The organism is Ilumatobacter sp. (genome assembly GCF_039969435.1).
Taxonomy (GTDB): Bacteria; Actinomycetota; Acidimicrobiia; order Acidimicrobiales; family Ilumatobacteraceae; genus Ilumatobacter_A.
The window spans coordinates 86,003-107,727 of record NZ_JBDVNU010000014.1 but is presented as its reverse complement, the minus strand read 5'-3'; the positions used below and the strand labels follow the sequence as shown (position 1 = coordinate 107,727).

Genomic DNA, 21,725 nt, shown 5'->3' with positions numbered 1-21,725 from the left:
TCGGGCGACGTCACGGGCATTCCCGGGGAGTGTGACGCAGCCGTTCCCGCCCTCGTGGTGTCCACCCGGTGGCATCCACCGAGACGATCGACACGTCGGGTGGCACGTCGAGTGCGACGTCAGACGGCGCCGGAGGTGTCGTTGCGCTTCTTGAAGAGGATCGCCCCGACCAGCGTGAAGAGACCGCCCACGATCAGATAGCTGACGTAGACGGCGCGAGCCTGGTCGAAGAACCACGGCAACGGTTCCAGAGCCGCCTGCAATCCACGGGTGAGGCCGACGAGGAGCAGCACGACCGCGAACAGGCCGAGGAACATCGCGATCAGACCGAACACCAGGCCGCGGGCGGCCATGACGGCGGGTTTGGTCGTCTTGGCCTTGACGTTGTCGACGAGTTTCACGACCTGCTCGGTCGTGGCCTCGGCCCAGTTCGGATCGGTGAGCGGGTTGCCGGCCATGGCGTGCGAGGTTAGCCGCGATGTCCGGTGATGGACCCAGAGCTCGCATCCGTTGTTCGGGCCCAGGGTTGTTCGGGCCCAGGGTTGTTCGGGCTCAGGGTTGCTCGGGCGGTGACGGCAGTGCGACGGACTCGACGAGTGTGCAGTCGGGCTGGTCGGGTGTGCCGCCCGTGTAGGCGTAGACGATCCCGTCGTCGAAGTCGACGCCGACGAACACGTCCTCACCGAGGTAGCGAGCCGGCTCGAGCAGTTGTTCGATCCCGAACTCGCCCTCGCAACTGTCGCCGGGAGCCTCCAAATCGATGTCGGTCGTGGGGACGGGTGCGGAGGAGACACGCGGGATCACGAGTGACCCGTAGTCGGCGAGATCCTCCGGCGACAGCAGCTCGACACGACCGGTTTCCGGTGCCGGTGCCGGCTGCTCCCCGGCGCTCACGGGTTCGGAGTCGGCAGCCGCATCGTCGGGAGCGGACTCCTGCATCGTCGTGGAGTCCTCCATGGCGTCACCGGCGGGAAAGAGGCCGTCGGGGTCGGAGGCGACGTCGTCACTCAGATCGGTCGGACTCGGGACGAAGTCGTCGCCGACGTTCTCGCCCTGCACTTCGGCGGCCTCGTTCGCCTCCACCTCGCTCAGCTCCGGCCCGTCGGCCGCGTCGAGCGCAGGTGCCGCCTCGTTGCTTCCCGTGTCCTCGGTGAGGACGCCACGGAACACGGCGGCGGCGCCCGCCAGGACGACGAGCGCAGCAGCCGCACCGAGCAGCCACTGTGAGGCTCCGAGCGATCCGGTGCGCCGGGCCGCCCGTGAACGACGCCCCTGCGACGACGAGGTCGGGGTGCTGAGCGCGGCGGCCGCGGCAGCATCCACGCCGCGCCCGGGAGTCGCTTCACCCGAGCGTTCGAGATCGGACATCCGCTCCCACACGTCGAGGGCTCCCGCCAGGTGCGCCTCGCGTTCGGAGAGCGACGCGACCGGTGCGGTCGCCGCGAGGACCTCTCTGACCTGGGACAACGCCTCGACTTCGGCCAGTGTGTCCGGGCTGGTCTCGACGAGGGCGCGTTCGTCGGTGGTGGCCTCGCCATCGAGGTACGCGCTGGCGAGCAGCGAGTTCTCGTGGATCTGGTCGTCGGCGTCGTCACTCATGTCAGATCCGTTGGACGCTCGAAGTCCCCTGTGCGGTTCCCGACGGGACGAGAAGTTTCCGATGTGACCTGCGCCACGAGGTCGGGATGCTCCTCGAGTCGGAGCTGGTCGGCCAGCATGCGGCGGCCGCGTGCGATGCGCGACTTGACGGTGCCCACCGGGATCTCGAGCACCTCGGCGATCTCGGCGTAGTCCAGGTCGCCGACGTCACGCAGGACCACCGGGGCACGGAATTCCTCGGGGAGAGCCGCGAGCCCCTCGTCGATCGCGAGGCGATCGACGATCGCCTCGACCCGGCGGCCGGCGAGTTCGTCGACGGGTTCGAGCGACCCACGTCGGTCGTGTGGCCCGGAGTCGTCGTCGCGCACGACGGCGAGCGCAGGCCGACGCTTCCGTTTGCGGAGCTCGTCGAGCGCCGCGTTCGTGGCGATGCGGTACGCCCACGTACCGAACGACGAGCGACCGTCGAACGACGGCAGGTTGCGCACGATCTTGATGAGTGCCTCCTGCGTGGCGTCGTCGGCGTCGCGGGTCGGGCCGGCGATGCGTCTCGTGACGGCGTGGATGCGGTCGTAGTGGCGTCGCAGGAGCTGATCGAGCGCGAACCGGTCACCGGCTCGCGCAGCTTCGATCAGCTCGAGGTCGTCGGTCTGGACAGCGATGCGGCGACTGTAACGAACCGCGTCGTGGCGAGGTGGGCATCCGACGGGGAGGGGTCCCCGAGCGGTCGCCGGGCGGACCACGGCGGCGACGTGATCAGCTGATCGAGATCTCGGAGATCGCTTCGCTGAACGGGTTGTCGTCGCTGCACACGTCGTTGCGACCCAGTTCCAGGATGTGGACCAGGACGTGGTCGGCGTCGGACCCGGCAGCGGTTGCGGTGACGGTTTGGCCGTCGGGCCCGAACGAGGTGTCGAACGGAGCACCCCATTCGTCGAGGGTGGCGGGGGGCGTGTCGCTGCTCGACGCGTAGAACTCGATGTTGTACGGGCCGTTCTCCACGACCACCTCCAGGTCGTTCTGGAGCGGGGCGTCGAAGGAGACGATCACCCCGACCCCGGGCTTGGCGCCCATGAACTGGTTGGAGTAGCACTGCGTTCGCCAGGCCGTGGAGGTGTCACCGTCGGTCAGTCGAGACAGGAGGTCGTCGTTCTCCTCGCCGTTGCCGCTCGTGCCGTCGTTGGTGATCGGGTCGTACGACGTGACCGACGTGATGACCGTGGCCGCTGCGAGTTGCTCTGCGGGGACGGGTGCCTCGCTGGCGACCGGTTCGGGGTCGACGATCGCCTCGTCGTCGGACGCGGTCGTGTCGAGCGCGGGAGCCGGCGCGCCGGCGGGGTTCTCGGGGAGCACGGAGTCGGGGGCGGAGGGGTCGTCGCCGGTGGCCATGGTGACCCACAGGACGATCGCCACGACGACGGCGAGTGCGATCAGCCCACCGATCACCGTTGCCGACGGATTCCACTTCTGGTTCATGCCTCTGGCCGGAGCGCCACGCTGATGGCCGGCGGGCGGGGTGCGGTCCCGGCCGGCCGGGGGACGCGACGTCGCGGGCTGGGCGGGCGCCGGTGCGGTGTGCAGCGGGGGTGGCGGGTCGGCTCGCGTGACCGCCACGCGTGTGGACGGGGTGGGCTGCACGGGGATGCGCCCGGTGATGTGAGGCGGTTCTCCGATCACGCCGACCGGGCCGCTCGCGAACAGGTCACGCCCGGGCCGTGCGACGTCGGGCAGATCGCGGTGCGGGATGTCGCGCGCTCCGTCGGAGCCGCCGGAGGTGCGACGTCGTTTGTCGGGTGAGGCCCGCTTGTCCTCGGGGCGTGACTGCTTGCCGCGCGGTGGCGTGGGCTGACGCATGCCGCGGCTGCGGTCGGTCGCACGGCCACGCGCGTCGGAGGGAGCCCGCACCAACCTGCCTGCCGAGAACGGCGAGACCGGTGAACGCTCCTCGTTGGTCTCGTCGAACGCCGGCGGGCCCTCGGCCTGCGCGGCTTCGAGCTCGACGATCAACGCTGCGCCGTTGGGCGGGCGGAGTTCGGGCTTGCGAGCGAGCAGTGAGTGCACTGCGCCCACCAGGCGGGTCGGCAATGTGGCGCGCAGACGCGCCAGGTCGGTCGGGTCGCGTTGGAGTCGGGCGAGGGCGGTGTCGGCATCGGACTCGCCGAGGAACGGGACCCTCCCGGCGAGGCACTCGTACATGACGAGGCCGAGCGAGTACAGATCGGCCCGCCCGTCGAGCTTCTTGCCCCGCACCTGCTCGGGTGCCAGGTACTTGGCGGTGCCCATCATGATGTTGTCGCTCGTGAGGTCGTCGCTGCCGTCGCCGTGCAGACCCTTGGCGATGCCGAAGTCGGTCAGCAGGACGCGACCGTCGGAGGTGATCATGATGTTGCCGGGCTTGACGTCGCGATGGACGAACCCCGCACCGTGTGCGTTGTCGAGGGCCTTCGCGACGGCGATGCCGATGTGGCACGTGAGCTCGGGGCTCAATCGGTTCTGTGTGTCCAACAGCTGGCGCAGGCTCTTGCCGTCGACCAGTTGCATCACCACGGCCTGGCGACCGTCCTGTTCGAACACGTCGTGGACCGCGACGATGTTCGGGTGGTTCAGACTGGCGGCCGCGATCGCCTCACGCCGGAACCGTTCGGCCACGATCGGGTCGGTGGCGAGCGTCGGCTTCAGCCACTTGACCGCCACTCGTCGATCGAGCGTGAGGTCGATCGCCAGCCACACTTCGGCCATCCCACCCGTCGCCAGGCGGCGCTGCAGCTCGTACCGGCCGGCAATGGTCGTGGGGGTCGGAGTAGACATGAACGTCACGGAACGCTAGTGGGCGTGGCGATGACGGATGAGGCAATCCTCGAACATCCCGGTCGCCGGACTCCACGTCGGAACGATCGGATCGCCCCGACGCGACGCGGTGTCGACGTCAGGCCGTTTCGTGGAAGGCGACGCCGATGGTGCCGCGACCGCCGTGGGTTCCGATGACCGGCCCGATCTCGCCGATCAGGATCTCGCCGTCGTAGTGGGGCCGCAGCATCTCGACGAACACGTCGACGTCGGAGCAGTCGGCGTGCAGAACCGCCAGGTTCTCGACGCGCCCCTCGTATCCCTTGAACCGTTCGACGAGGTGGGCCAGCGCCTTCGTGCGCGTGCGCTGCTTGCCGGCCTCGGACACCACGCCGCCGGTGACGTCGATGATCGGCTTGATCGACAGCGCGGTCGCGAGGAAGGCCTTGGCGCCGCCGATGCGGCCGCCCTTCTTCAGGTTGTCGAGCGTGTCGAGCGCGGCGAACACGCGGGTGCGCCCGGCGAGGTCCTCGGCGAGCGCTGCGACGTCGTCGAGCGAGGCACCGGACGCAGCAGCCTTCGCACACGCGATCGCGATCGTGCCGATGCCCATGGTGACGGTGCGCGAGTCGACGATGCGGATGTCGACGTCGACGGCATCGTCGGCGGCGACCGACTTCGCCGCCAGTTCGGCGCTCTGGATCGTCGCGGACAACGCACCCGACAGCGACACCACCACGATGCCCGTGGCGCCATCGGCGGCCAGCCGACGGAACACCGTCTCGAACTGGCCCGGAGCGGGCGCTGCGGTCTCGGGCAGGGTGGACATGTTGACGCAGCGGTTCCAGAACTCGGCGACGCTGAGCTGCTCGCGGTCGATCAGTTCTTCGTCGCCGAAGCGGATGCTGAGCGGGACGATCTCGATCCCCATCTCGTCGGCGACCTCGGCGGGGAGGTCGCACGCGCTGTCGGTCACGATGCGTACGTTGCTCACGGGGGAGAGAGGTTACTCAGCGGGCACGGGATCGGTGTCCGACGCCGGGCCTGCGTGCTCGGTCGTTCCCGCCTCACGCGCTCGACGCTTGGAGCGCCAACTCGAGATCCACCACGTGGCGAGGATCAGCACGAGCGCTGCGGTGAGTACCTGACCGAGACCGGTGAACGCATTCACGCGGGCGGTGAGGCGAACCGGTTCGACCAACGCTCGCTCGGCGGGCGACGGGGTGAGGATCTCGACGGTGACCGGCGAGGTCCCGTTCGATCGTGCCTTGACGGCGACGTCGACGACCGTGGTGTCGAGCGGATCGAGCGTGACGGCGATGTCGCCGTCGGGGAAGTCCAGTCGTGGAGAGCTGAGCCGCAGGATCACGTTCAGCGGCTCGTCGAGCGTGTTGCCGATACGCACGTCGATCTGCTGCGCTTCGCGTCCGGTGAGGGTGAACGTGAACGGTTCGGGTGCCACCACGCTGCCCCGGAGCCCGGCGGCCTCGGTGACCAGTTCGTCGAGTTGCGTCTGCACGGCGGCGTCGCCGAAGGCCGTCGAGACCAGGCTGTCGAGCTGGCGGGTCCACTGCGCGGGTCGTGGGTCGTCCTCGGCGAGCATCGTGGCGGTGTCGGCGAGGTCGGCTTCCACGAGGGCGATGCGGTCGAGACGTGCCTCGAGTGACGGCCCGGCCGTTTCGGGGAGTGCGGCTCCGGGCGGCTGGTCCTGGCGGTCGGTCACCGAGGCCAGGGCGCTGGCCGGGGCGAACCGGACGGCGTCGGTGCCCTCGGCGAACGTCTGGAGCGCAGTGACCAGGGTGGGGTCGAAGGCGCCCAGCCCGGGCGCCGCGATCAACCGCCCGAGGCGGTCACGCTGCTCGGAGCGCGGCGCGGCGTACTGAGCGAGGCGCCACTGCGCGACCGTCTCCAGAGCCCATTCGGTGGGCGTCTGTTCGGCGAGGATCTCCTCGGTGCGCTGGGCCTCGAAGGTCGCTCCGAACTCGTCGTCGATGATCAGCGTCGGCATCGTCGAGCCGTCGGGCAGTTCGAGCTCGACGAAACGGTCGCGGTCGGGAAGCTCTGCGAGTTCGTCGCTCTCGCTCTCGGTGTCGCTCTCGGTGTCGTCGACGTCGCCTCCGCTGCCGCTGCCGCTGCCGCTGCTGTCGAGGTCGATGACGTCATCGGTTCCTTCGTTCGCAACCGTGTCGGAGTACACGTCGGCGGGCATCGCGACGTAGCGGACCCCGAGCCGCCGCAGTACCTGGGCCCCTTCGGCACTGAGCGGCTCGGTGGCCAGCCAGATGTCGCGCACGGTCACCACTCCGAGCAGTGTCCGGATGTCGTCCTCGCCGGCGTTGAGTTGCCGTTCGAACGCATCGACCCGGTCCACGGCGGCCGCCGACGACACGTCGAACGGTGTTGCGGGCGCAGCGAGCACTTCGTCGTCGAGCAGCACGTCCGCCGTCCCGTCGGGCAATCGGTTCGCGTCGACGGCTGCGGATGCGACGCTCGGTGGGATGTCGAACGTGATCGGCGCGTCGACAGCGGTGGCGATGCCGAGCAGTTCGTCGAGTTCGTCCACGGCATCGGCGAACTCGGCCGCGTCCCCGGTGGGCCCCGGGTCGTCGATGGATGCGATGAACGAGAGGTCGATCGGAGGCGGGGTGGTGGTCGCCGAGGATCGTCGTTCGACCACGGTGCCGTGGCGTGCGACCACCTGCCCGTCGACGCTCACCTGGATGAGGATGGGGTGGATGCCGTCGTCGTCGAACTTCAACCGTTCGGCGACGCTGGGATCGGAGTCCGTCGGCACGGTGATGCGCAGCGTCGCGACGGAGGCGCTGTCCACATCGATCAGGAAGCGTGCGTCGAGGAATCCGACCCCGTCGATGAAGAACTGGTCCGAGATCCGAGGAGAACGCGGATTGGAACCCAGGATCCCCGGAAGGTCTCTCGGGTCGTCGATCGGCTCGTAGTTGAGCACGCCGACGGTGAGCGGGACCGGTGGCGGCAGCGTGGTGGTGGGTGCCGGTTCGGTGGTCGGCGGCGCCTCGGTCACCGGTGCCCCGGTCGGCGGCGCGTCGCTCGGCGCCGGTGACGGCGATGGCGGGACGGTCGACTCCGGAGCGGGCGGTGCCGTGGTGGAGGTCGTGGTGGTCGTGGTCGTCGTGGTGGTGGTGGTCGTGGTTGTGGTGGTGGTCGGCGGGGTCAGTTCGGCGACCGTGGCGAGGTCGCCGGTGATGCGGTAGACGAGCTCGATGTCGCCGCCGGGCGCGAGGTCGAACGTCTGGTCGATCAGTTCGAGTTCGATCGTGCCCGACGCCGTGAACGGAGGCTGCGACGTGGGCGGCGGCTCCTCCTGCGCCGACGCGTCGGTCGCGAACACCGACAGCCCGGCAACCGACGCGGCCACCAGCACCGCAGCGACGGCGCGATTCATGCCGACCGGGTCAGCTCGACCACGACGAGGTCGTCGACGAGGCGCTCGAATCCCGAGCGTCGATAGAGGTCGAGCGCCGCTGTGTTGGTGATGCCGGTGTTCACCATCGCACGTCGGGCACCGCGCCGCACGAGCCAGTCGAGTGCGTCGGTCACCAGCAACGTCGCGGCGCCGTGGCGGCGGGCATCGGGGTGGACAGCGATGCGTTGGAGGTACCCGTTGGGTCCTGCACGCCCGGTGATCGCGAAGCCGACCGGACCGCGTGGCGACGAGCGGCGACCGGACGTGAGAGTCACGAGTCGGCGGCGTGACTGAGGTGTGGCCGTGGCGATCTCACGGAGCGACGCGGCATCGTGTCGCCAGCCGTCGGGGAACGACGCGGCGTCGATGTTCGCGGCGATCGTCAGGTGACGGTTCCCGAGCCGGGAGGTGGCCAGCCCGAGCGGTGCCGCAGCATGCGACGGTTCGTGCAGCGCTCGCTCGAGCAGCGCCAGTCGGTCGGCCTCGACGAACCCGTGCGACGCGAACGCCCCGGCGGCACCGGGGAACAGCGCGCCGGTGCGGATGCGTTCGATGCCCGGGGACTCGAACGCCCGCCGCACCCATTCGTCGATCGACTCGCTCGACGGTTCCATGTGCACGTCGAGCAGGACGAGGTGTGCGGTGCTTGGATCGAGCGGCCAGCGGCGGATGTCGGCGCGAGCAGTCGGGTTCGCAGTCGACTGGCGCACCGCGCCGAAGCTAGTGCCTTGCCGGGCCTACGCCGTTGCACTGCAACGCCGACCGCTCGATGCCATCCGTGACCCGACGGCCGGCCGAATCGTCCGACCGGCGCTCCTCTCCCCGCAATACGCTCATCGCGGTGATTCCCGAACGTTTCGCTCCCGTCCTGCGCGAGCTGGCGCCCCTCGCCGAGCGGTTCCGGGCCAACGGCCACCGGCTCTACCTGGTCGGTGGGACCGTGCGTGACCTGCTCCTCGCGGACGGCAGGACGGACTTCGATCTCGATCTCACCACCGATGCACGTCCGCCGGAGACCAAGGCCTGCCTCGCCGGGTGGGCCGACGCGATCTGGACCCAGGGCGAGAAGTTCGGCACGATCGGTGCGAACAAGGTCGACCCCGAGACGGGCGAGACGCGCCCCTACGAGATCACCACGTTCCGAGCCGAGGCGTACACCGACGAGTCGCGCAAGCCGGTGGTCGTCTTCGCCGACGAGATCCACGCCGACCTGTCCAGGCGGGACTTCACCGTCAACGCAATGGCGTTGGAACTGACCGGCGACGGTGCCACGCCCGAGCTCGTCGACCCGTTCGATGGTGCCGCCGACCTGGTGCAACGCGTGCTCCGCACCCCGCTCGGCCCGGAGGTCAGCTTCAGCGACGACCCGCTGCGGATGCTGCGTGCCGCTCGCTTCATCGCCCGCTACCAGTTCGAGCCGACCGAGGACCTCGTCGCCGCGTGCACGGCGATGGCGGGGCGATTGGAGATCGTGTCGGCCGAACGGATCCGGGACGAACTCGACAAACTGATCGTCGTCGACCACCCGGCGGCCGGTCTGTGGTTCCTCGTCGACACCGGCCTGGCCGACCAGTTCCTGCCCGAGTTGCCGAACATGCGCCTCGAGCACGACCCGATCCATCGCCACAAGGACGTGCTCACGCACTCGATCGCCGTCGTCGAGAACGTCCGGCCGTTGCACGAGTGGGACGACATCGCGTCGGGCGACCGGGAGGTGTTCGACTTCCGCCTCACCCGCCTCGCCGCGCTGTTCCACGACGTCGGCAAGCCCAAGACCCGCGGCTACCAGCCGGGCAAGGGCACGACGTTCCACCACCACGACGCGGTCGGCGCACGCATCACCAAGAAGCGCATGGCGGCGCTGCGGTACTCCAACGACGACGTGCGTGACGTGACCGAACTCGTCTCCCTGCACCTGCGTTTCCACACGTACTCGATGGGCTGGTCGGACTCCGCGGTTCGGCGGTACGTACGCGATGCCGGTGACCTGTTGCAGGAGTTGAACGTGTTGACGCGTTGCGACTGCACCACCCGCAACGCGAAGAAGGCGGCTCGCCTGTCCCGACGGATGGACGAGTTGGAGGTGCGGATCGGTGAGCTCGCCGAGGCCGAGGAGTTGGCGTCGCTGCGTCCGGAGATGGACGGCAACGAGGTGATCGCTCATCTCGGCATCGACCCCGGCCGCGAAGTCGGTGAGGCGATGAAGTTCCTGATGGAGATCCGCTTGGAGGAGGGCCTGGTCGGCGACACCGAGATCCGCGAGCGTCTCGACGCCTGGCACGCCGCCCGCCGAGGTGGTTCGCCGTCGAGATGACCGACGCCGTCACTCGCTGACGCCCCGCTCGATGAGGCCCTGCCGGTGACGCCTGCTGGTGAGGTCTCGCCCTGCGAGGCCCGCCCGTGACGGGGCGCTGCAGGGGTGCCGTGCATCCGCGTCCGTCCACCGGGGTCGTCGTACTCTCGCCGCGTGAGTTCCGGCGGAATCGTGGTGGTGGTCGTGTGTGGCGTGGTGGCTGCACTCGCCGTCGCCGTCGTCGCCCTCGACGCCCGGCGGGTCCGACGTCGCCTCGACGCCTCGGCGACCGACCTCGCTGCCACCCACGAGGGTGTCCGACGTCTGCTCGACGGTTTGCCCGACGCCGTGTTGAGCGTCGACGCCGGCGGGTCGATCACGTCGGCCAACGAGCGTGCGGCCACGCTGACCGGGCGCGCCATCGAGGATCTGCTCGGGCGGTCGTTCATCGGTTTCGTGTCGGCGGACGACCGTGACGACATCACCGACCGGTGGGAGCGACTCGGCATCGACCCGACGGGATCGGCGCACGCCGTGTTCGAACTCGTGCGTCGCGACGGCGAGGTGGTGCTCGTGGAGGCGTCGCTGCACCCGGCGGCCGAGGGGTCGGTCGGGACGGTCGTGATCCTGCGTGACGTGGGTGATCGCGAGCGTTCGTCCGAGGCGCTCGAGCAGGCGCGCCGCCGTTTCCAGCAGGCGTTCCACTCGGCCCCGACGGGCATGGCTCTCGTGCGGATGTCCGACTCGCGCATCGTCGACGCGAACCAGTCACTGGCGGACATGCTCGACCACTCACGTCGCTACCTCCTCGGTCGGTCGGTGCGTGAGATCACGCATCCGGACGACCTGCGTGCGGCCGCTGCGGAACGGGCTCGCATCGAACTCGGGATCGACGACAGTTACCGGATCGAGCAGCGGTACCTGCGCCGTGACGGCGAGTTCGTCTGGGCGAAGACCCAGGTCGCGGTGATCGAGGAGGACGGCGTGCAACTCGCCATCACCCACATCGAGGACATCAGCGAGCAACGTCGCGCGGCCGCGCAGTTGTCGCACGCGGCCACGCACGATTCGCTCACCGAGTTGCCGAACCGGGCATCGATCCTGGCTCGCCTGGACGAACTGTTGCCGACCGCCGGCCTCGACGAGGTGGCGGTGCTGTTCATCGACCTCGACAACTTCAAGGTGGTCAACGACAGCCTCGGCCACGAGGTGGGCGACCGGTTGTTGCGCCACGTCGCCGCCCGGTTTCGGTCGGTGATGCGTGTCGGCGACCAACTCGCCCGCTTCGGCGGCGACGAGTTCGTGGTGTTCGTCGACGGCACCACCAAGGTGGCCGACGATGCCACGGGTGAGATCCGACTCGGACCGCTCGATCCGTCCAAGGTCGCCGAACGGCTGCAGCGATCGGTGCAGGACGCAGTGCTCATCGACGGCCACGAGATGATCGTCACCGCGTCGATCGGCTTCACCACGAACTCACGTGTCGGCATCGACGCGGCCGAGATGCTGCGCGACGCGGACGCGGCCATGTACCGCGCCAAAGCCGGTGGGCGCGACCGGATCGCTCGCTTCGAAGCCACCGACCGAGCGGCGGCCCCCGACGCCGGGCCGTCACCGCTGCAGGTGACCGGAGACCTTCGACGTGCGCTCGCAGGTGACGAGATCGTGCCGTACTTCCAGCCGATCGTCGATCTGGCGACCGGTGACGTCACCAAGTTCGAGGTGCTCGTTCGCTGGCTGCACCCCGACCGCGGTCTGCTCGCTCCCGCCAAGTTCCTCCCGGCTGCGGAGAGCGCTGGGCTGATGGGCGAGATCGGTGAGCGGATGCTGCGCGACTCCCTCGCGCAACTCGCCACGTGGCGCGCTCAGGATCATCCCTACGGACGGTGCGGCCTGTCCATCAACCTGGCCACGCAACAACTCGGCGACTCGAACCTGTTGCTGCTCGTCGAGGACGCGCTCGGCACGAGCGGGATCGAGGCCGACGCACTGTGGTTCGAGATCACCGAGACGGCGCTGCTCACCGACGTCGGGGCGGCCACGGTCGCGATGCGCAGCCTGCGCGGTCTCGGCGTGCACCTGTCGGTCGACGACTTCGGGACCGGGTACTCGTCGCTGACCTACCTGAAGAAGTTCCCGGTCGAGGCGATCAAGGTCGACCGCTCGTTCGTCAGCGGTCTGGGCATCGAGGTGGACGACTCGTCGATCGTCGACGCCGTGATCCGCCTCGGCCATTCGCTCGGGCTCCAGGTGATCGCCGAGGGCGTGGAGACGCCGTTGCAGCTCACCCGACTGCGGGAGCTCGGAGCCGACAGCGGTCAGGGCTACCTCTTCGGACGACCGGTCCCGGCGCGCCTGCTCGACGCCCGAGCCGGCCTCGACGTCCCGTTCTGACGCCCCAGCACCGCGCTCCGAAACGTCGCGGTGAGTCTGCGTCGCCGTGGGGCCGAGGGAGTCTCACCGGTTGGTGGGGGTCGGGTGGTGCGGTGAGTCTGGGTCGTTGTGTGGCCGAGGGAGTCTCACCGGTTGGATGGTCGAGTCAGCTGCCTTCCTTCTGGGCACGCAGCACGAGGGTGGTGGGGATCGGTTGCGTCGGGCCCACACCGAGTTCCTTCACGTGGTCGACCCGGAAGTTCGAGCGTTCGAGGGCGGTGAACCACTGACCGATCGTTCGTCCGGCCGTGCCGTAGGGACGAGTCGGTTCGACGGCGAGGAAGGGGTGCGGCATCGAGATCACGAACGGCGTCGACGGCTTGAGCACCCGATGGACCTGGCGCAGCAGGCGTCCGAGGTCGTCGACGTCGAGGATCGACTGGGCGGCGACGACGACGTCGCACGACGTGGATGCGATGTCTCCGAGGTCGGCCAGATCGGCCTGCAGGCACTGCACGGTGACCTCGGCCGCATCGGCCCGGCGGCGCATCTCGGCGACGACGTCGGCATCGGGGTCGACGGCGATCGCCCTGCCCCCGGCCTTGGCGAACTCGATCGAGTTGAACCACTCGGAGATCCCCAACTCGACGGCGCGCTTGGCGCCGCTCACGTCGCCGCACAGCTTCAGTTCGGTCTCGTCCGCGATGCCGGCTCCGTAGATGATGTTCGCTGCCATGCCCACAGTGTGCCCGCTGCGGTGCCGGTGCTCGTGCACCGGTGGGTGCGCCGTGGGTGCCCGATGGGTGCGCGCTCGGGCGATCCTCGGACGTTGTCGAGTCGGCGGCGCGGGGCTGGACGGCCCCCACTACGATCGGGCGCCATGGCATTCACGGCCGGCGCGATCCAGGGGACCGATGGTGCGCGCGGCATCGTCGACCATCGCCTCGCCCGACGGATGCTGATCAACGAGGTGCGCCGCGGTCGCATCCCGCTGGACACGGTGTGCGACGCCCACCCCGAACTGATCCGTGCGGCACGCAACGTCGGCACCGAGACGCAGATGGAGTGTCCGATCTGCGAGCAGAGCAAGCTGCGCCTGATCACCTACGTGTTCGGTCACGGCATCGGACCCCAGGGACGGTGCGTGTCGACGGCCAAGGAGATGCGGTCGCTCAATGCCCGTCCCGAGGACTTGAACGCCTACGTCGTCGAGGCGTGCACCGAGTGTCGCTGGCATCACCTGCTGCGGATCCTGCCGGTCGGCGGCCGAGGACGCACGCGAACGCGCACGCCTTCGTGAAGCGGTCGGTGCGGAGACGTTCACGCGCGGGGGTGGGCGTCGCCATGGCACTCCTGCTGGCCGCCTGCTCGTCGGGATCGTCCGACCTCGCCGTCGACGGCGACGCCACGTCGGATCCCGACTCGGCCGGTTCCGACGAGATGCCGACGCCCGCCGGGTCCGGCGTCGACCCGGTCATCGACACGGACTCCGACGACTCGAACCCCGGTGACACGAACCCCGGCGAGAACGCGGACGAGAACCCGGATGACACGAACCCAGGCGAGAACCCGGACGAGTCGACGACCGGGTCCGGCTCGCTGGGCGGTTCGTCCCCGGAGAAGGTGATCGTGACCCGGGCACCCGACGCCACCGAGACGGTGCTGCCGGAGGGCTACGGCTCGGTGTCGGCGCGCATCACGTCGGCAGAGGGCGACGAATGCGACGTGTGCCTCTGGTTGGCCGACGACGACGCACTGCGCCAGCGGGGACTGATGGGGGTGACCGATCTCGGTTCTGCCGTCGGCATGGCCTTTCGCTGGGAGCAACCGCGCGAGGGCAACTTCTTCATGTTCCAGACGCCGACACCGCTGTCCATCGCGTGGTTCGACGAGTCGGGAGCGCACGTGGGACAGGCGGACATGGAGCCGTGCCTCGTCGACGACTCGGCGACGTGCGAGCGGTACGGCGCGGACGCTGCGTACACCCTGGCGATCGAGATGTTCGGCGGCCAACTGGACGCGGTGGGCATCGGCCCCGGTTCGACCGTCGAGTTGCTCGATCTTCCCTGCGCCTGAGACATGATGCGTCGCCCACCCGGTGACGTGCACCCGGGTCACCACCTCCCCGCTCTCCCACACCTCTCGAACAACTCTGAGGTACCCCTGCGCTTGGATGGTGTCCATGACGAATCGTGCCCGCCGAACCGGAGCCCGGTCGGCCACGGCGCGCGATCAACGCGCGACCGATAGCGTGCCGTGGTCCATATTGGCCCTGCCCCCACGGGGGCTACTGCACATCGGGGTCGCCCGGTGTGCTGGTATCCGAAGGGAGAACACACACGTATGAAGCGTGGATACGAATTGATGGTCATCATCGACGGCGACGTCGATGACCCCAAAGCACAGGCCTGGATGAAGTCGGTCACCGACGGCGTCAAGGCGGCCGACGGTGAGCTGCACGGCAAGATCGAATGGTGGGGCAAACGCCAGTTCGCCTACCCGATCAACAAGAAGCCGTCCGGCTACTACCTGGTCGCGGAAATCGTCGCGGGCCCCGGTGCTCTCGACGAGCTCGAGCGCACGCTCCGTCTCGCAGACGACATCGTCCGCCACAAGCTCATCCGACTTCCGGAAGCCGAGGCCGAGCGCCGCGGCATGGCGGTCGTCGCGGCCTGATCGGCTGCTGAACCGCTTCCAGCACAAGGGGAATCAACATGGCAACAGACAACACCGTCACCCTGATCGGGAACCTCACCAGGGATCCCGAACTGCGCTACACCACGGGGGGCCGTGGCGTGGCGAGTTTCGGTCTGGCCGTCAACCGACGGTGGCAGCAGAACGGCGAATGGCAAGAGGCCGTCTCGTTCTTCAACATCGTGGCATGGGCCGAACTCGGTGAGAACGCTGCGGCGTCGCTCACCAAGGGCTCACGTTGCATGGTCACCGGTCGTCTCGAGCAGCGCTCGTACGACAACAAGGAAGGCCAGAAGGTCAACATCACCGAAGTGATCGCCGACGACCTCGGTCCCAGCCTCCGCTGGGCCCAGGCGCAGGTCGAGCGCATCAGCCGCGATGGCGGCCCCGGTGGTGGCGGCGGCGGAGGCGGCAGCGCCTCCAGCGCACCCGATCCCGTCTACGGCGACGAAGAGCCGTTCTGACCGACCAGTCGTCAGCCGAGTCGATTCCCTCGACCTCGACCAGAAATCTCCAGTACGGAACCTCCAGTTAGGAACTCTGCCTCATGGCATCCAAGAAGAACAAGGCCCGCTCGGCGCGGGACGCGAACCCTCGCAAATTCAAGAAGAAGACCAGCATCCTGCTCATCGAGAAGGTGGAGTACATCGACTACAAGGACGTCGATCTGCTCAGCCGCTTCATGAGCGATCGCGCGAAGATCAAGAACCGGCGCGTCGCCGGCAACGATCTGCAGCAGCAGCGTCTCGTCGCCAACGCCATCAAGGTCGCTCGCGAGATGGCGTTGCTGCCGTACGCGAAGCGTGTGGCATCGACCCGCACGGGTGGGCGCCGCGGCGATCGCGACGACCGTCGTGGCGGCGACCGTGACGAGGACCGGTCCTTGGACACGAGCGACTCGCAGGTCGACACGAGTGTCGACGGCGGCGATGACACGACCGACGATCAGTTCGACGATGCCGAGGTCGGCACCGACGAGACGGTGGAGGTCTGATCATGCAGGCGATCCTCCGTTCCGACGTCGCAGGCCTCGGCCAGCGCGGCGACATCGTGGAGGTGGCCGATGGTCACTTCCGCAACTTCCTGCTCCCCAAGGGTCACGCCTTCAAGGCGTCACCCGGTGCGATCGAGCAGGCCGCCCGGATGCGTGCGTCTCGCGACGCCCGTGACCACGAGTCCCGCGAAGCAGCCACTGCGATCGCCACCAAGCTCGTGCCGCAGACCATCACGATCACGGCCAAGGCATCGTCGGAGGGCAAGCTCTTCGGCTCGGTGTCGGCAGCCGACGTGGCCGAAGCGGTGAAGGCGCAGACCGACATCGAGATCGACCGCAAGAACATCGAGATCGACGGAGTCCGCTCGACCGGCTCGCACACTGCGACGGCGTCGCTGCACTCCAGCGTCTCGTTCCCGATCACCCTCGAGGTCGTCGCAGCCGAGTGAGCTGCACCGACCGAACGGTCGGTCACATCCTGATCAGTGATGTCATTCGAACTGTCGAGTGACATCGGATCGACACGCCGGGGCGTGTCCCGCACTCGTGCGGGGCGCGCCCCGTTGCGTTTTCCACATAGATGTCCACACGTCACCTCCTGCAGGGTTGTGGGGACGTGTACCGGTTGTCCACAGGCCGTCCACAGGCGATCCGCAGGCTGTCGGTACTGGTTATGCACACCCACTACCAGGGAGAATGATCCGCAATGGCCGGCGACGAGAACTTCCCCATCGAAAGCGGCGGGGGTCGATCGGTCACGCCGATCCGCCGACTGGGCGCGCCGAGCGGGGGTTCGGGCCGGGTCCCCCCCCACAACCTCGAAGCCGAGGCGTCGGTCCTCGGCGCCCTGTTGCTGTCGCGTGACGCGATCGGGGCCGTGGGCGAGGCAGGCCTCAAACCGCGCGACTTCTACAACCCCGCGAACCAACACATCTTCGACGCGGTTCGTGCGCTGTACTCGTCGTCGGGTCCCGTCGACGTCGTCACGGTGGCCGACGAACTGCGCAAGGCGGGGATGCTCGACGAGGTCGGTGGCATCGCCCAACTGAGCGAACTGCAGAACGCCACGCCGTCGGTGTCGGGTGCCGAGCACTACGCCAAGATCGTGATGGACACGGCGCTGCTGCGGCGCCTGATCCAGACCGCCGGCGAGATCACCGACCTCGCGTTCAGCCAGCCCGACGACGTGACCAAGACCGTCGACCTGGCGGAACAGAAGATGTTCGAGGTGGCCGAGGACAAGGTGGTCGACTCGACCCGCCCGATCCAGGAACTGCTGAACATCACGATGGACGAACTCGAGCTCGCCTTCGAGCGCGGCGACACGATCACCGGTGCAGCCACCGGCTACATCGAACTCGACGAACTGCTCGCCGGACTCCAGCCCAGCACCCTCAACATCGTCGGTGCGAGACCGGCGATGGGCAAGACCGCGTTCGGCCTCGGCCTGGCGACTCACATCGCGAAGCACGAGGACAAGCCGGCGCTCGTGTTCTCCCTCGAGATGGGCCACAGCGAACTGACCCAGCGCATCCTGGCGTCGGAGGCGAAGGTCGACTCGAGCAAGCTGCGCACCGGCAAGCTGACCGAGTCCGACTGGTCGAAGATCGGCCTGGCCGTGGGTCGCCTCGAAGTGCCGCTGTATCTCGACGACAACCCGCAGGTCACCGTCATGGAGATCCGAGCCAAGGCCCGCCGCCTGAAGGCGCAGCACGGCGGCATCTCGGTCATCCTGATCGACTACCTGCAGCTCATGTCGGGATCGGGCCAGTCCGAGAACCGCCAGTTGGAGGTCTCCGAGATCAGCCGCAACCTGAAGGTGCTGGCACGCGAGCTGGAGTGTCCGATCGTTGCGTTGTCCCAGCTCAGCCGCAACCTGGAGTCGCGAGCCGACAAGCGACCGATGCTCGCCGACCTGCGTGAGTCGGGTTCGCTCGAGCAGGACGCCGACGTCGTGATGTTCCTGTACCGCGACGAGGTGTACAACCCCGAGTCACCGGACAAGGGCTCGGCCGAAGTGATCGTGGCCAAGCACCGTGCCGGCCCGATCGGCACCAAGCGCCTGGTCTTCCTCGGCCAGTACACGCGCTTCGACAACGCCGCCCGCTCGATGTGACTCGAGCAAGGGCGACGTCGCCTCGACGCTGACCGACGGGGTCGGGAACCCCGGTCAGGCGACGGTGTAGGTGAAGTCGTCGTCGACCTGCTCGTCGGAACGGTCACCCTGTTCGTCGACGACGATCCGGTCGACCGCCGGGTCGAAGACGCCGTCTCCGTCGTCGGCGTAGAGCACGGCTTCGAGTCGGGTGGTGCCCGTGAGCGGGGTGTCGAGTTCCACGTCGATCGTGGCGTTGGTGTCCGCGGCCTCGACGGCTGTGTGTCCGAGGACCTGCGGGTCGGGAGCGTCGGTCCGCACGACGACGAAGCCCGCCGTGGAGGGGAGTCGGACCTCGCGCACCGTCACGACGGTCCCGTCGCCGCTCTGGTCGTCGGCGTCGATGTCGGCGTTCGTGTCGACGGCCACGGCTCCCGGGTCGGCGGGCGCCTGGCTCGTGACCGTCGGAGACGGGTTGTCGTCGTCGGGGCGGACGTCGACCACGGTCCCGGTCGCGTCGACGAGCACGTGGTACTCGTTGCCGCCGGCGTCGCGGATCTCGACGTCCCAACCGTTCCACCCGTCGTCGTCTTCGCGCTCGATGTCGTCGAGCACGGCGCCGGTTCCGACGGCCGCGATCGCCGCTGCGACCGCTTCGTCTCGTGTGATCTCCGCACCGCCGGTCGGTGCCTGCCAGGGCGCCGGTCCTGTCGGGTCGCGGAAGGTGAGGCCGCCGATGGTGAACACGTCCGCGTCGTCGCGGTCTTCGTCGTCGTCGATCTCGTAGCGGATGCCGAGGTCGACCTCGCTGCCGTCGAGGCCGCGCAGCTCCTCGAGCAGCGGCTCGGCGCTGCCATCGGCGTCGAAGTCCTCGAAGGCGGGCGCCGTCTGGAGCCAACCTTCCGGGCCGAAGTTCACGTCGACTCCGGCGACCTCCCAGTCGTCCGGGTCGTCGCCCGAGCGCAGGGTTCCGGAGAGTTGGTCGAGTCCCGTGACCGACTCGACGGCCACCTCACCGGACGTCGAGTCCGACGAAGTGTCGGGTGTCGTCGCGGTCGTCGGGTCGGCGGCCCCGACGCTTCCGGCGGTGATCGGATCGACATCGGTGGCGTTCCCGTCTCCGCCGCACGCGGTGCCGAGGGTGATGACTCCGATGAGTCCGGCGGCGGTGAGGAAGGAGTTTCGTGATGTCATGTCGGTGGACCTCCTGGGTCGTCTGTCGGTTGCTGCTGGGTACTCTGACGCCGTGGTCTGAGCGGTGCATGAATCGAACCTGAAAGCTCCTTTCAGGTTCGGTCAAGGCCCGGTTCAGCGGCGTCGGCGAAGCTGTTCGGACGATGTGCGGCGACGGTCCGGTGTGGCCGGCGGCCGAGAAGGTGGGAGAACGGTGTCGATACTGCTGGTGGAGGACGAGGAGGGGATCGTCGCATTCGTCCGACGGGGGCTCGAAGCGGCGGGCTACCAGGTGCTCGTCGCATCGGACGGAATCGACGGACTCGCACTGGCCATGTCGGACGACGTCGACCTCGTGGTGCTCGATCTCGGGTTGCCCGGCATCCCCGGCGAGGAGGTGCTCACTCGGCTTCGTCGACGTCGCCCCACGGTTCCGGTGATCATCCTGACGGCGAAGGACTCCGTCACCGATCGTGTCGCGAACCTCGATGCAGGCGCCGACGACTACCTGATCAAGCCGTTCAGCTTCAGCGAGCTCCTCGCCAGGATCCGCGCGCGACTCCGCTCCACCGACCAGTCCCGATCGGACGTGATCGCGGTCGGCTCGCTGAGCATCGATCTGGCCGGGCACACGGCGATGGTCGACGGCCGCTCGATCGATCTGTCGTCCCGCGAGTTCGCGCTGCTCGAGGTCCTCGCCCGTCACGCCGGGCGCGTGCTGTCCCAGACACAGTTGCTCGACCAGGTGTGGGGCTACGACTTCGACGGCTCGTCCAACGTCGTGGAGGTCTACGTCAGCCACCTCCGCGGCAAGATCGGGGCCGAGCGGATCAAGACGGTCCGCGGCGCCGGATACAAGCTCCACGACACATGACGCTCACCACGCGAGTCGTCCTGCGGGCCGTGGTGGTGATGACCCTCGCCCTGACGATCGTCTGTCTCATCACGTACCAGTTGGTCGCGGTCTCGGGACGCAACGACACCGACGGGCTGCTGCGCGACGAAGCGCAGGCGCTCGGCAACGAATTCGCCCGACAGGCCACGGCATCGGGCGGGCTCGACGGCGTGTTGTCGCCACCCGAGGCACGGCAGGCGGCGAACACCGCCCTCACGGTGCACCCCAGCAGCGTTCGCCACGTCGCCCTGATCAACGTCGTCGGCATCCGGGTCACGGCGACCGGTGGCCCGGCGCGCCTCGCAGCGCTCTCCCGCAGCCGCGACGCTCCGCCCGTCGAGCCCGGGCGCCTCCGCTCCGTCGACACCGACGCCGGCCCGGTACGGGTACTCGACCTCGACGTGATCGACGAGAGCGGCGCCTCACTCGCGGTGGTCACCGTGTTCGCGTCGCTCGAGCCCGCCAACGACGCCGCCGCATCCGCACTGCAACGCGCGGCTCTCGCCGGCGTCGTCGCCCTCGTCGTCGGTGGCGTGTTGCTCGCGTTGGTGGTCCGTCGAACCCTGCGCCCACTGCACCGTCTCGCCGACGCTGCGCGTGACATCACCCCGGTCGACCTGTCGACCCGCGTGCCGGTCCCCGACACCGACGACGAGGTCGCCGAACTCGCACGTGACCTCAATGCGATGCTCGACCGGATCGAGGACAGCGACGACGCCCGGCAGCGGTACCTGGCGGCGGTGTCCCACGAAGTACGCACCCCACTCGCCGTCGCCGAAGGACATCTCGAACTCCTCGAGACCCATCACGACGCCGGACCGCAGGACATCGCCGACACGGCGACGACCGTGCGTCGTGAACTCCACCGCCTGCGTCGGATCCTCGACGACATCTCCGACATCGCACGCGACCCCGATCGCATCGACATCCGCATGGGCCCGGTGTTCGTCCCCGACCTGTTCGATGCGGTCGCGACCCACGTACGCGCACTCGGCCTCGACGGACGCGTCACCCTGCGTCCGGCTCCGCCCTGCGTTCTCGTGGGCGACCAGGCCCGCATCGAGCAGAGCCTGACCAACCTCGTCGGCAACGCCATCGACCACAACCCACCCGACACGACCGTCGAGATCCACGCCCGGGTCGATGCCGACGCACACTGCGTTCTCATCACCGTCACCGACGACGGCAACGGCATCGCCGACGAACTCCTCCCGCACGTGTTCGAGCCGTTCACCACGACACGACCGGCGGGTCGACACCGGACGAGTGGGCTCGGCCTCGCCGTCGTCGACACCCTCACCCGGGCGCAACACGGTCAGGTGCAGGTCCGCACCAGCCCCGCCGGGACCGCCGTCACCCTCACGTATCGCGACGCCTGAA

Annotated in this window: 19 protein-coding genes and 1 pseudogene; 11 read left to right on the top strand and 9 right to left on the bottom strand. The window is 68.7% G+C overall.

All coding sequences use genetic code 11. From position 1 onward, the window contains the following. Positions 1-119 precede the first annotated feature (119 nt). The 7 genes from ABJK40_RS07890 to ABJK40_RS07860 all read right to left on the bottom strand — a co-directional run bounded on the left by ABJK40_RS07890 (position 120) and on the right by ABJK40_RS07860 (position 8,538). Positions 120-458, bottom strand: a complete 339-nt coding sequence (locus tag ABJK40_RS07890; RefSeq protein WP_348482300.1) for a hypothetical protein — start codon at positions 456-458, stop codon at positions 120-122. Positions 459-552: 94 nt separating this feature from the next. Next, positions 553-1,599, bottom strand: coding sequence for a hypothetical protein (locus ABJK40_RS07885; protein ID WP_348482301.1), 1,047 nt, complete (start codon positions 1,597-1,599; stop codon positions 553-555). Then, positions 1,596-2,342, bottom strand: a complete 747-nt coding sequence (locus ABJK40_RS07880) for a sigma-70 family RNA polymerase sigma factor (RefSeq protein WP_348482303.1) — start codon at positions 2,340-2,342, stop codon at positions 1,596-1,598. The genes ABJK40_RS07885 and ABJK40_RS07880 overlap by 4 nt, the downstream gene beginning before the upstream one ends. Before the next feature lie 13 nt (positions 2,343-2,355). Continuing rightward, positions 2,356-4,407, bottom strand: a complete 2,052-nt coding sequence (locus tag ABJK40_RS07875) for a protein kinase (RefSeq protein WP_348510217.1) — start codon at positions 4,405-4,407, stop codon at positions 2,356-2,358. Between the two features lie 118 nt (positions 4,408-4,525). Beyond that, a complete protein-coding gene (locus tag ABJK40_RS07870; RefSeq protein WP_348480408.1) occupies positions 4,526-5,380 on the bottom strand; it encodes a DegV family protein in 855 nt (284 codons plus the stop codon). A gap of 12 nt (positions 5,381-5,392) precedes the next feature. Further along, positions 5,393-7,807 carry a hypothetical protein gene (locus tag ABJK40_RS07865; RefSeq protein WP_348510216.1) on the bottom strand — a complete coding sequence of 805 codons (2,415 nt, stop codon included), beginning with the start codon at positions 7,805-7,807 and terminating at the stop codon, positions 5,393-5,395. Then, positions 7,804-8,538, bottom strand: coding sequence for a GNAT family N-acetyltransferase (locus ABJK40_RS07860; protein ID WP_348480406.1), 735 nt, complete (start codon positions 8,536-8,538; stop codon positions 7,804-7,806). The genes ABJK40_RS07865 and ABJK40_RS07860 overlap by 4 nt, the downstream gene beginning before the upstream one ends. A 131-nt stretch (positions 8,539-8,669) precedes the next feature. Here ABJK40_RS07860 and ABJK40_RS07855 point away from each other — a divergent pair, with 131 nt between their 5' ends. Further along, the gene (locus ABJK40_RS07855; RefSeq protein WP_348480405.1) at positions 8,670-10,142 is read left to right on the top strand and encodes a CCA tRNA nucleotidyltransferase; all 1,473 of its coding nucleotides are present in this window, start codon (positions 8,670-8,672) and stop codon (positions 10,140-10,142) included. A gap of 153 nt (positions 10,143-10,295) precedes the next feature. Further along, a complete protein-coding gene (locus tag ABJK40_RS07850; RefSeq protein ID WP_348480404.1) occupies positions 10,296-12,515 on the top strand; it encodes an EAL domain-containing protein in 2,220 nt (739 codons plus the stop codon). 145 nt (positions 12,516-12,660) lie between these two features. On the opposite strand, the gene ABJK40_RS07845 is transcribed toward ABJK40_RS07850, so the two are convergent. Next, the gene (locus ABJK40_RS07845; protein WP_348480403.1) at positions 12,661-13,230 is read right to left on the bottom strand and encodes a class I SAM-dependent methyltransferase; all 570 of its coding nucleotides are present in this window, start codon (positions 13,228-13,230) and stop codon (positions 12,661-12,663) included. A 144-nt stretch (positions 13,231-13,374) separates the two neighbouring features. On the opposite strand from ABJK40_RS07845, the gene ABJK40_RS07840 reads away from it, so the two are divergent. The 7 genes and pseudogenes from ABJK40_RS07840 to dnaB all read left to right on the top strand — a co-directional run bounded on the left by ABJK40_RS07840 (position 13,375) and on the right by dnaB (position 18,298). Beyond that, positions 13,375-13,794 (top strand): DUF5318 family protein, encoded by a 420-nt coding sequence (locus ABJK40_RS07840; RefSeq protein WP_348480402.1) that lies wholly within the window; start codon positions 13,375-13,377, stop codon positions 13,792-13,794. Between the two features lie 44 nt (positions 13,795-13,838). Next, complete coding sequence (locus tag ABJK40_RS07835) at positions 13,839-14,570, top strand: DUF192 domain-containing protein (RefSeq protein WP_348480401.1); 732 nt, start codon at positions 13,839-13,841, stop codon at positions 14,568-14,570. Between the two features lie 267 nt (positions 14,571-14,837). After that, on the top strand, positions 14,838-15,170 hold the full coding sequence (gene rpsF / locus ABJK40_RS07830) for a 30S ribosomal protein S6 (RefSeq protein ID WP_348480400.1): 333 nt from the start codon (positions 14,838-14,840) through the stop codon (positions 15,168-15,170). Between the two features lie 38 nt (positions 15,171-15,208). Then, entirely contained in the window at positions 15,209-15,652 is a 444-nt protein-coding gene (ssb, locus tag ABJK40_RS07825; protein WP_348480399.1) for a single-stranded DNA-binding protein, read from the top strand. A gap of 83 nt (positions 15,653-15,735) precedes the next feature. After that, positions 15,736-15,987: pseudogene (gene rpsR / locus ABJK40_RS07820) on the top strand (30S ribosomal protein S18); the annotation flags it as partial. Positions 15,988-16,184: 197 nt separating this feature from the next. Continuing rightward, positions 16,185-16,631: a 50S ribosomal protein L9 gene (gene rplI / locus ABJK40_RS07815; RefSeq protein WP_348480398.1), complete on the top strand. Its 447-nt coding sequence runs from the start codon at positions 16,185-16,187 to the stop codon at positions 16,629-16,631. Between the two features lie 257 nt (positions 16,632-16,888). Continuing rightward, positions 16,889-18,298, top strand: a complete 1,410-nt coding sequence (gene dnaB, locus ABJK40_RS07810) for a replicative DNA helicase (protein ID WP_348480397.1) — start codon at positions 16,889-16,891, stop codon at positions 18,296-18,298. A 54-nt stretch (positions 18,299-18,352) separates the two neighbouring features. On the opposite strand, the gene ABJK40_RS07805 is transcribed toward dnaB, so the two are convergent. Beyond that, entirely contained in the window at positions 18,353-19,471 is a 1,119-nt protein-coding gene (locus tag ABJK40_RS07805) for a PepSY domain-containing protein (RefSeq protein ID WP_348480396.1), read from the bottom strand. 193 nt (positions 19,472-19,664) lie between these two features. Here ABJK40_RS07805 and ABJK40_RS07800 point away from each other — a divergent pair, with 193 nt between their 5' ends. Together ABJK40_RS07800 and ABJK40_RS07795 are read left to right on the top strand one after the other, a co-directional pair. Beyond that, the gene (locus tag ABJK40_RS07800; RefSeq protein ID WP_348480395.1) at positions 19,665-20,324 is read left to right on the top strand and encodes a response regulator transcription factor; all 660 of its coding nucleotides are present in this window, start codon (positions 19,665-19,667) and stop codon (positions 20,322-20,324) included. Then, complete coding sequence (locus ABJK40_RS07795; protein ID WP_348480394.1) at positions 20,321-21,724, top strand: HAMP domain-containing sensor histidine kinase; 1,404 nt, start codon at positions 20,321-20,323, stop codon at positions 21,722-21,724. The genes ABJK40_RS07800 and ABJK40_RS07795 overlap by 4 nt, the downstream gene beginning before the upstream one ends. Position 21,725 lies beyond the last annotated feature (1 nt).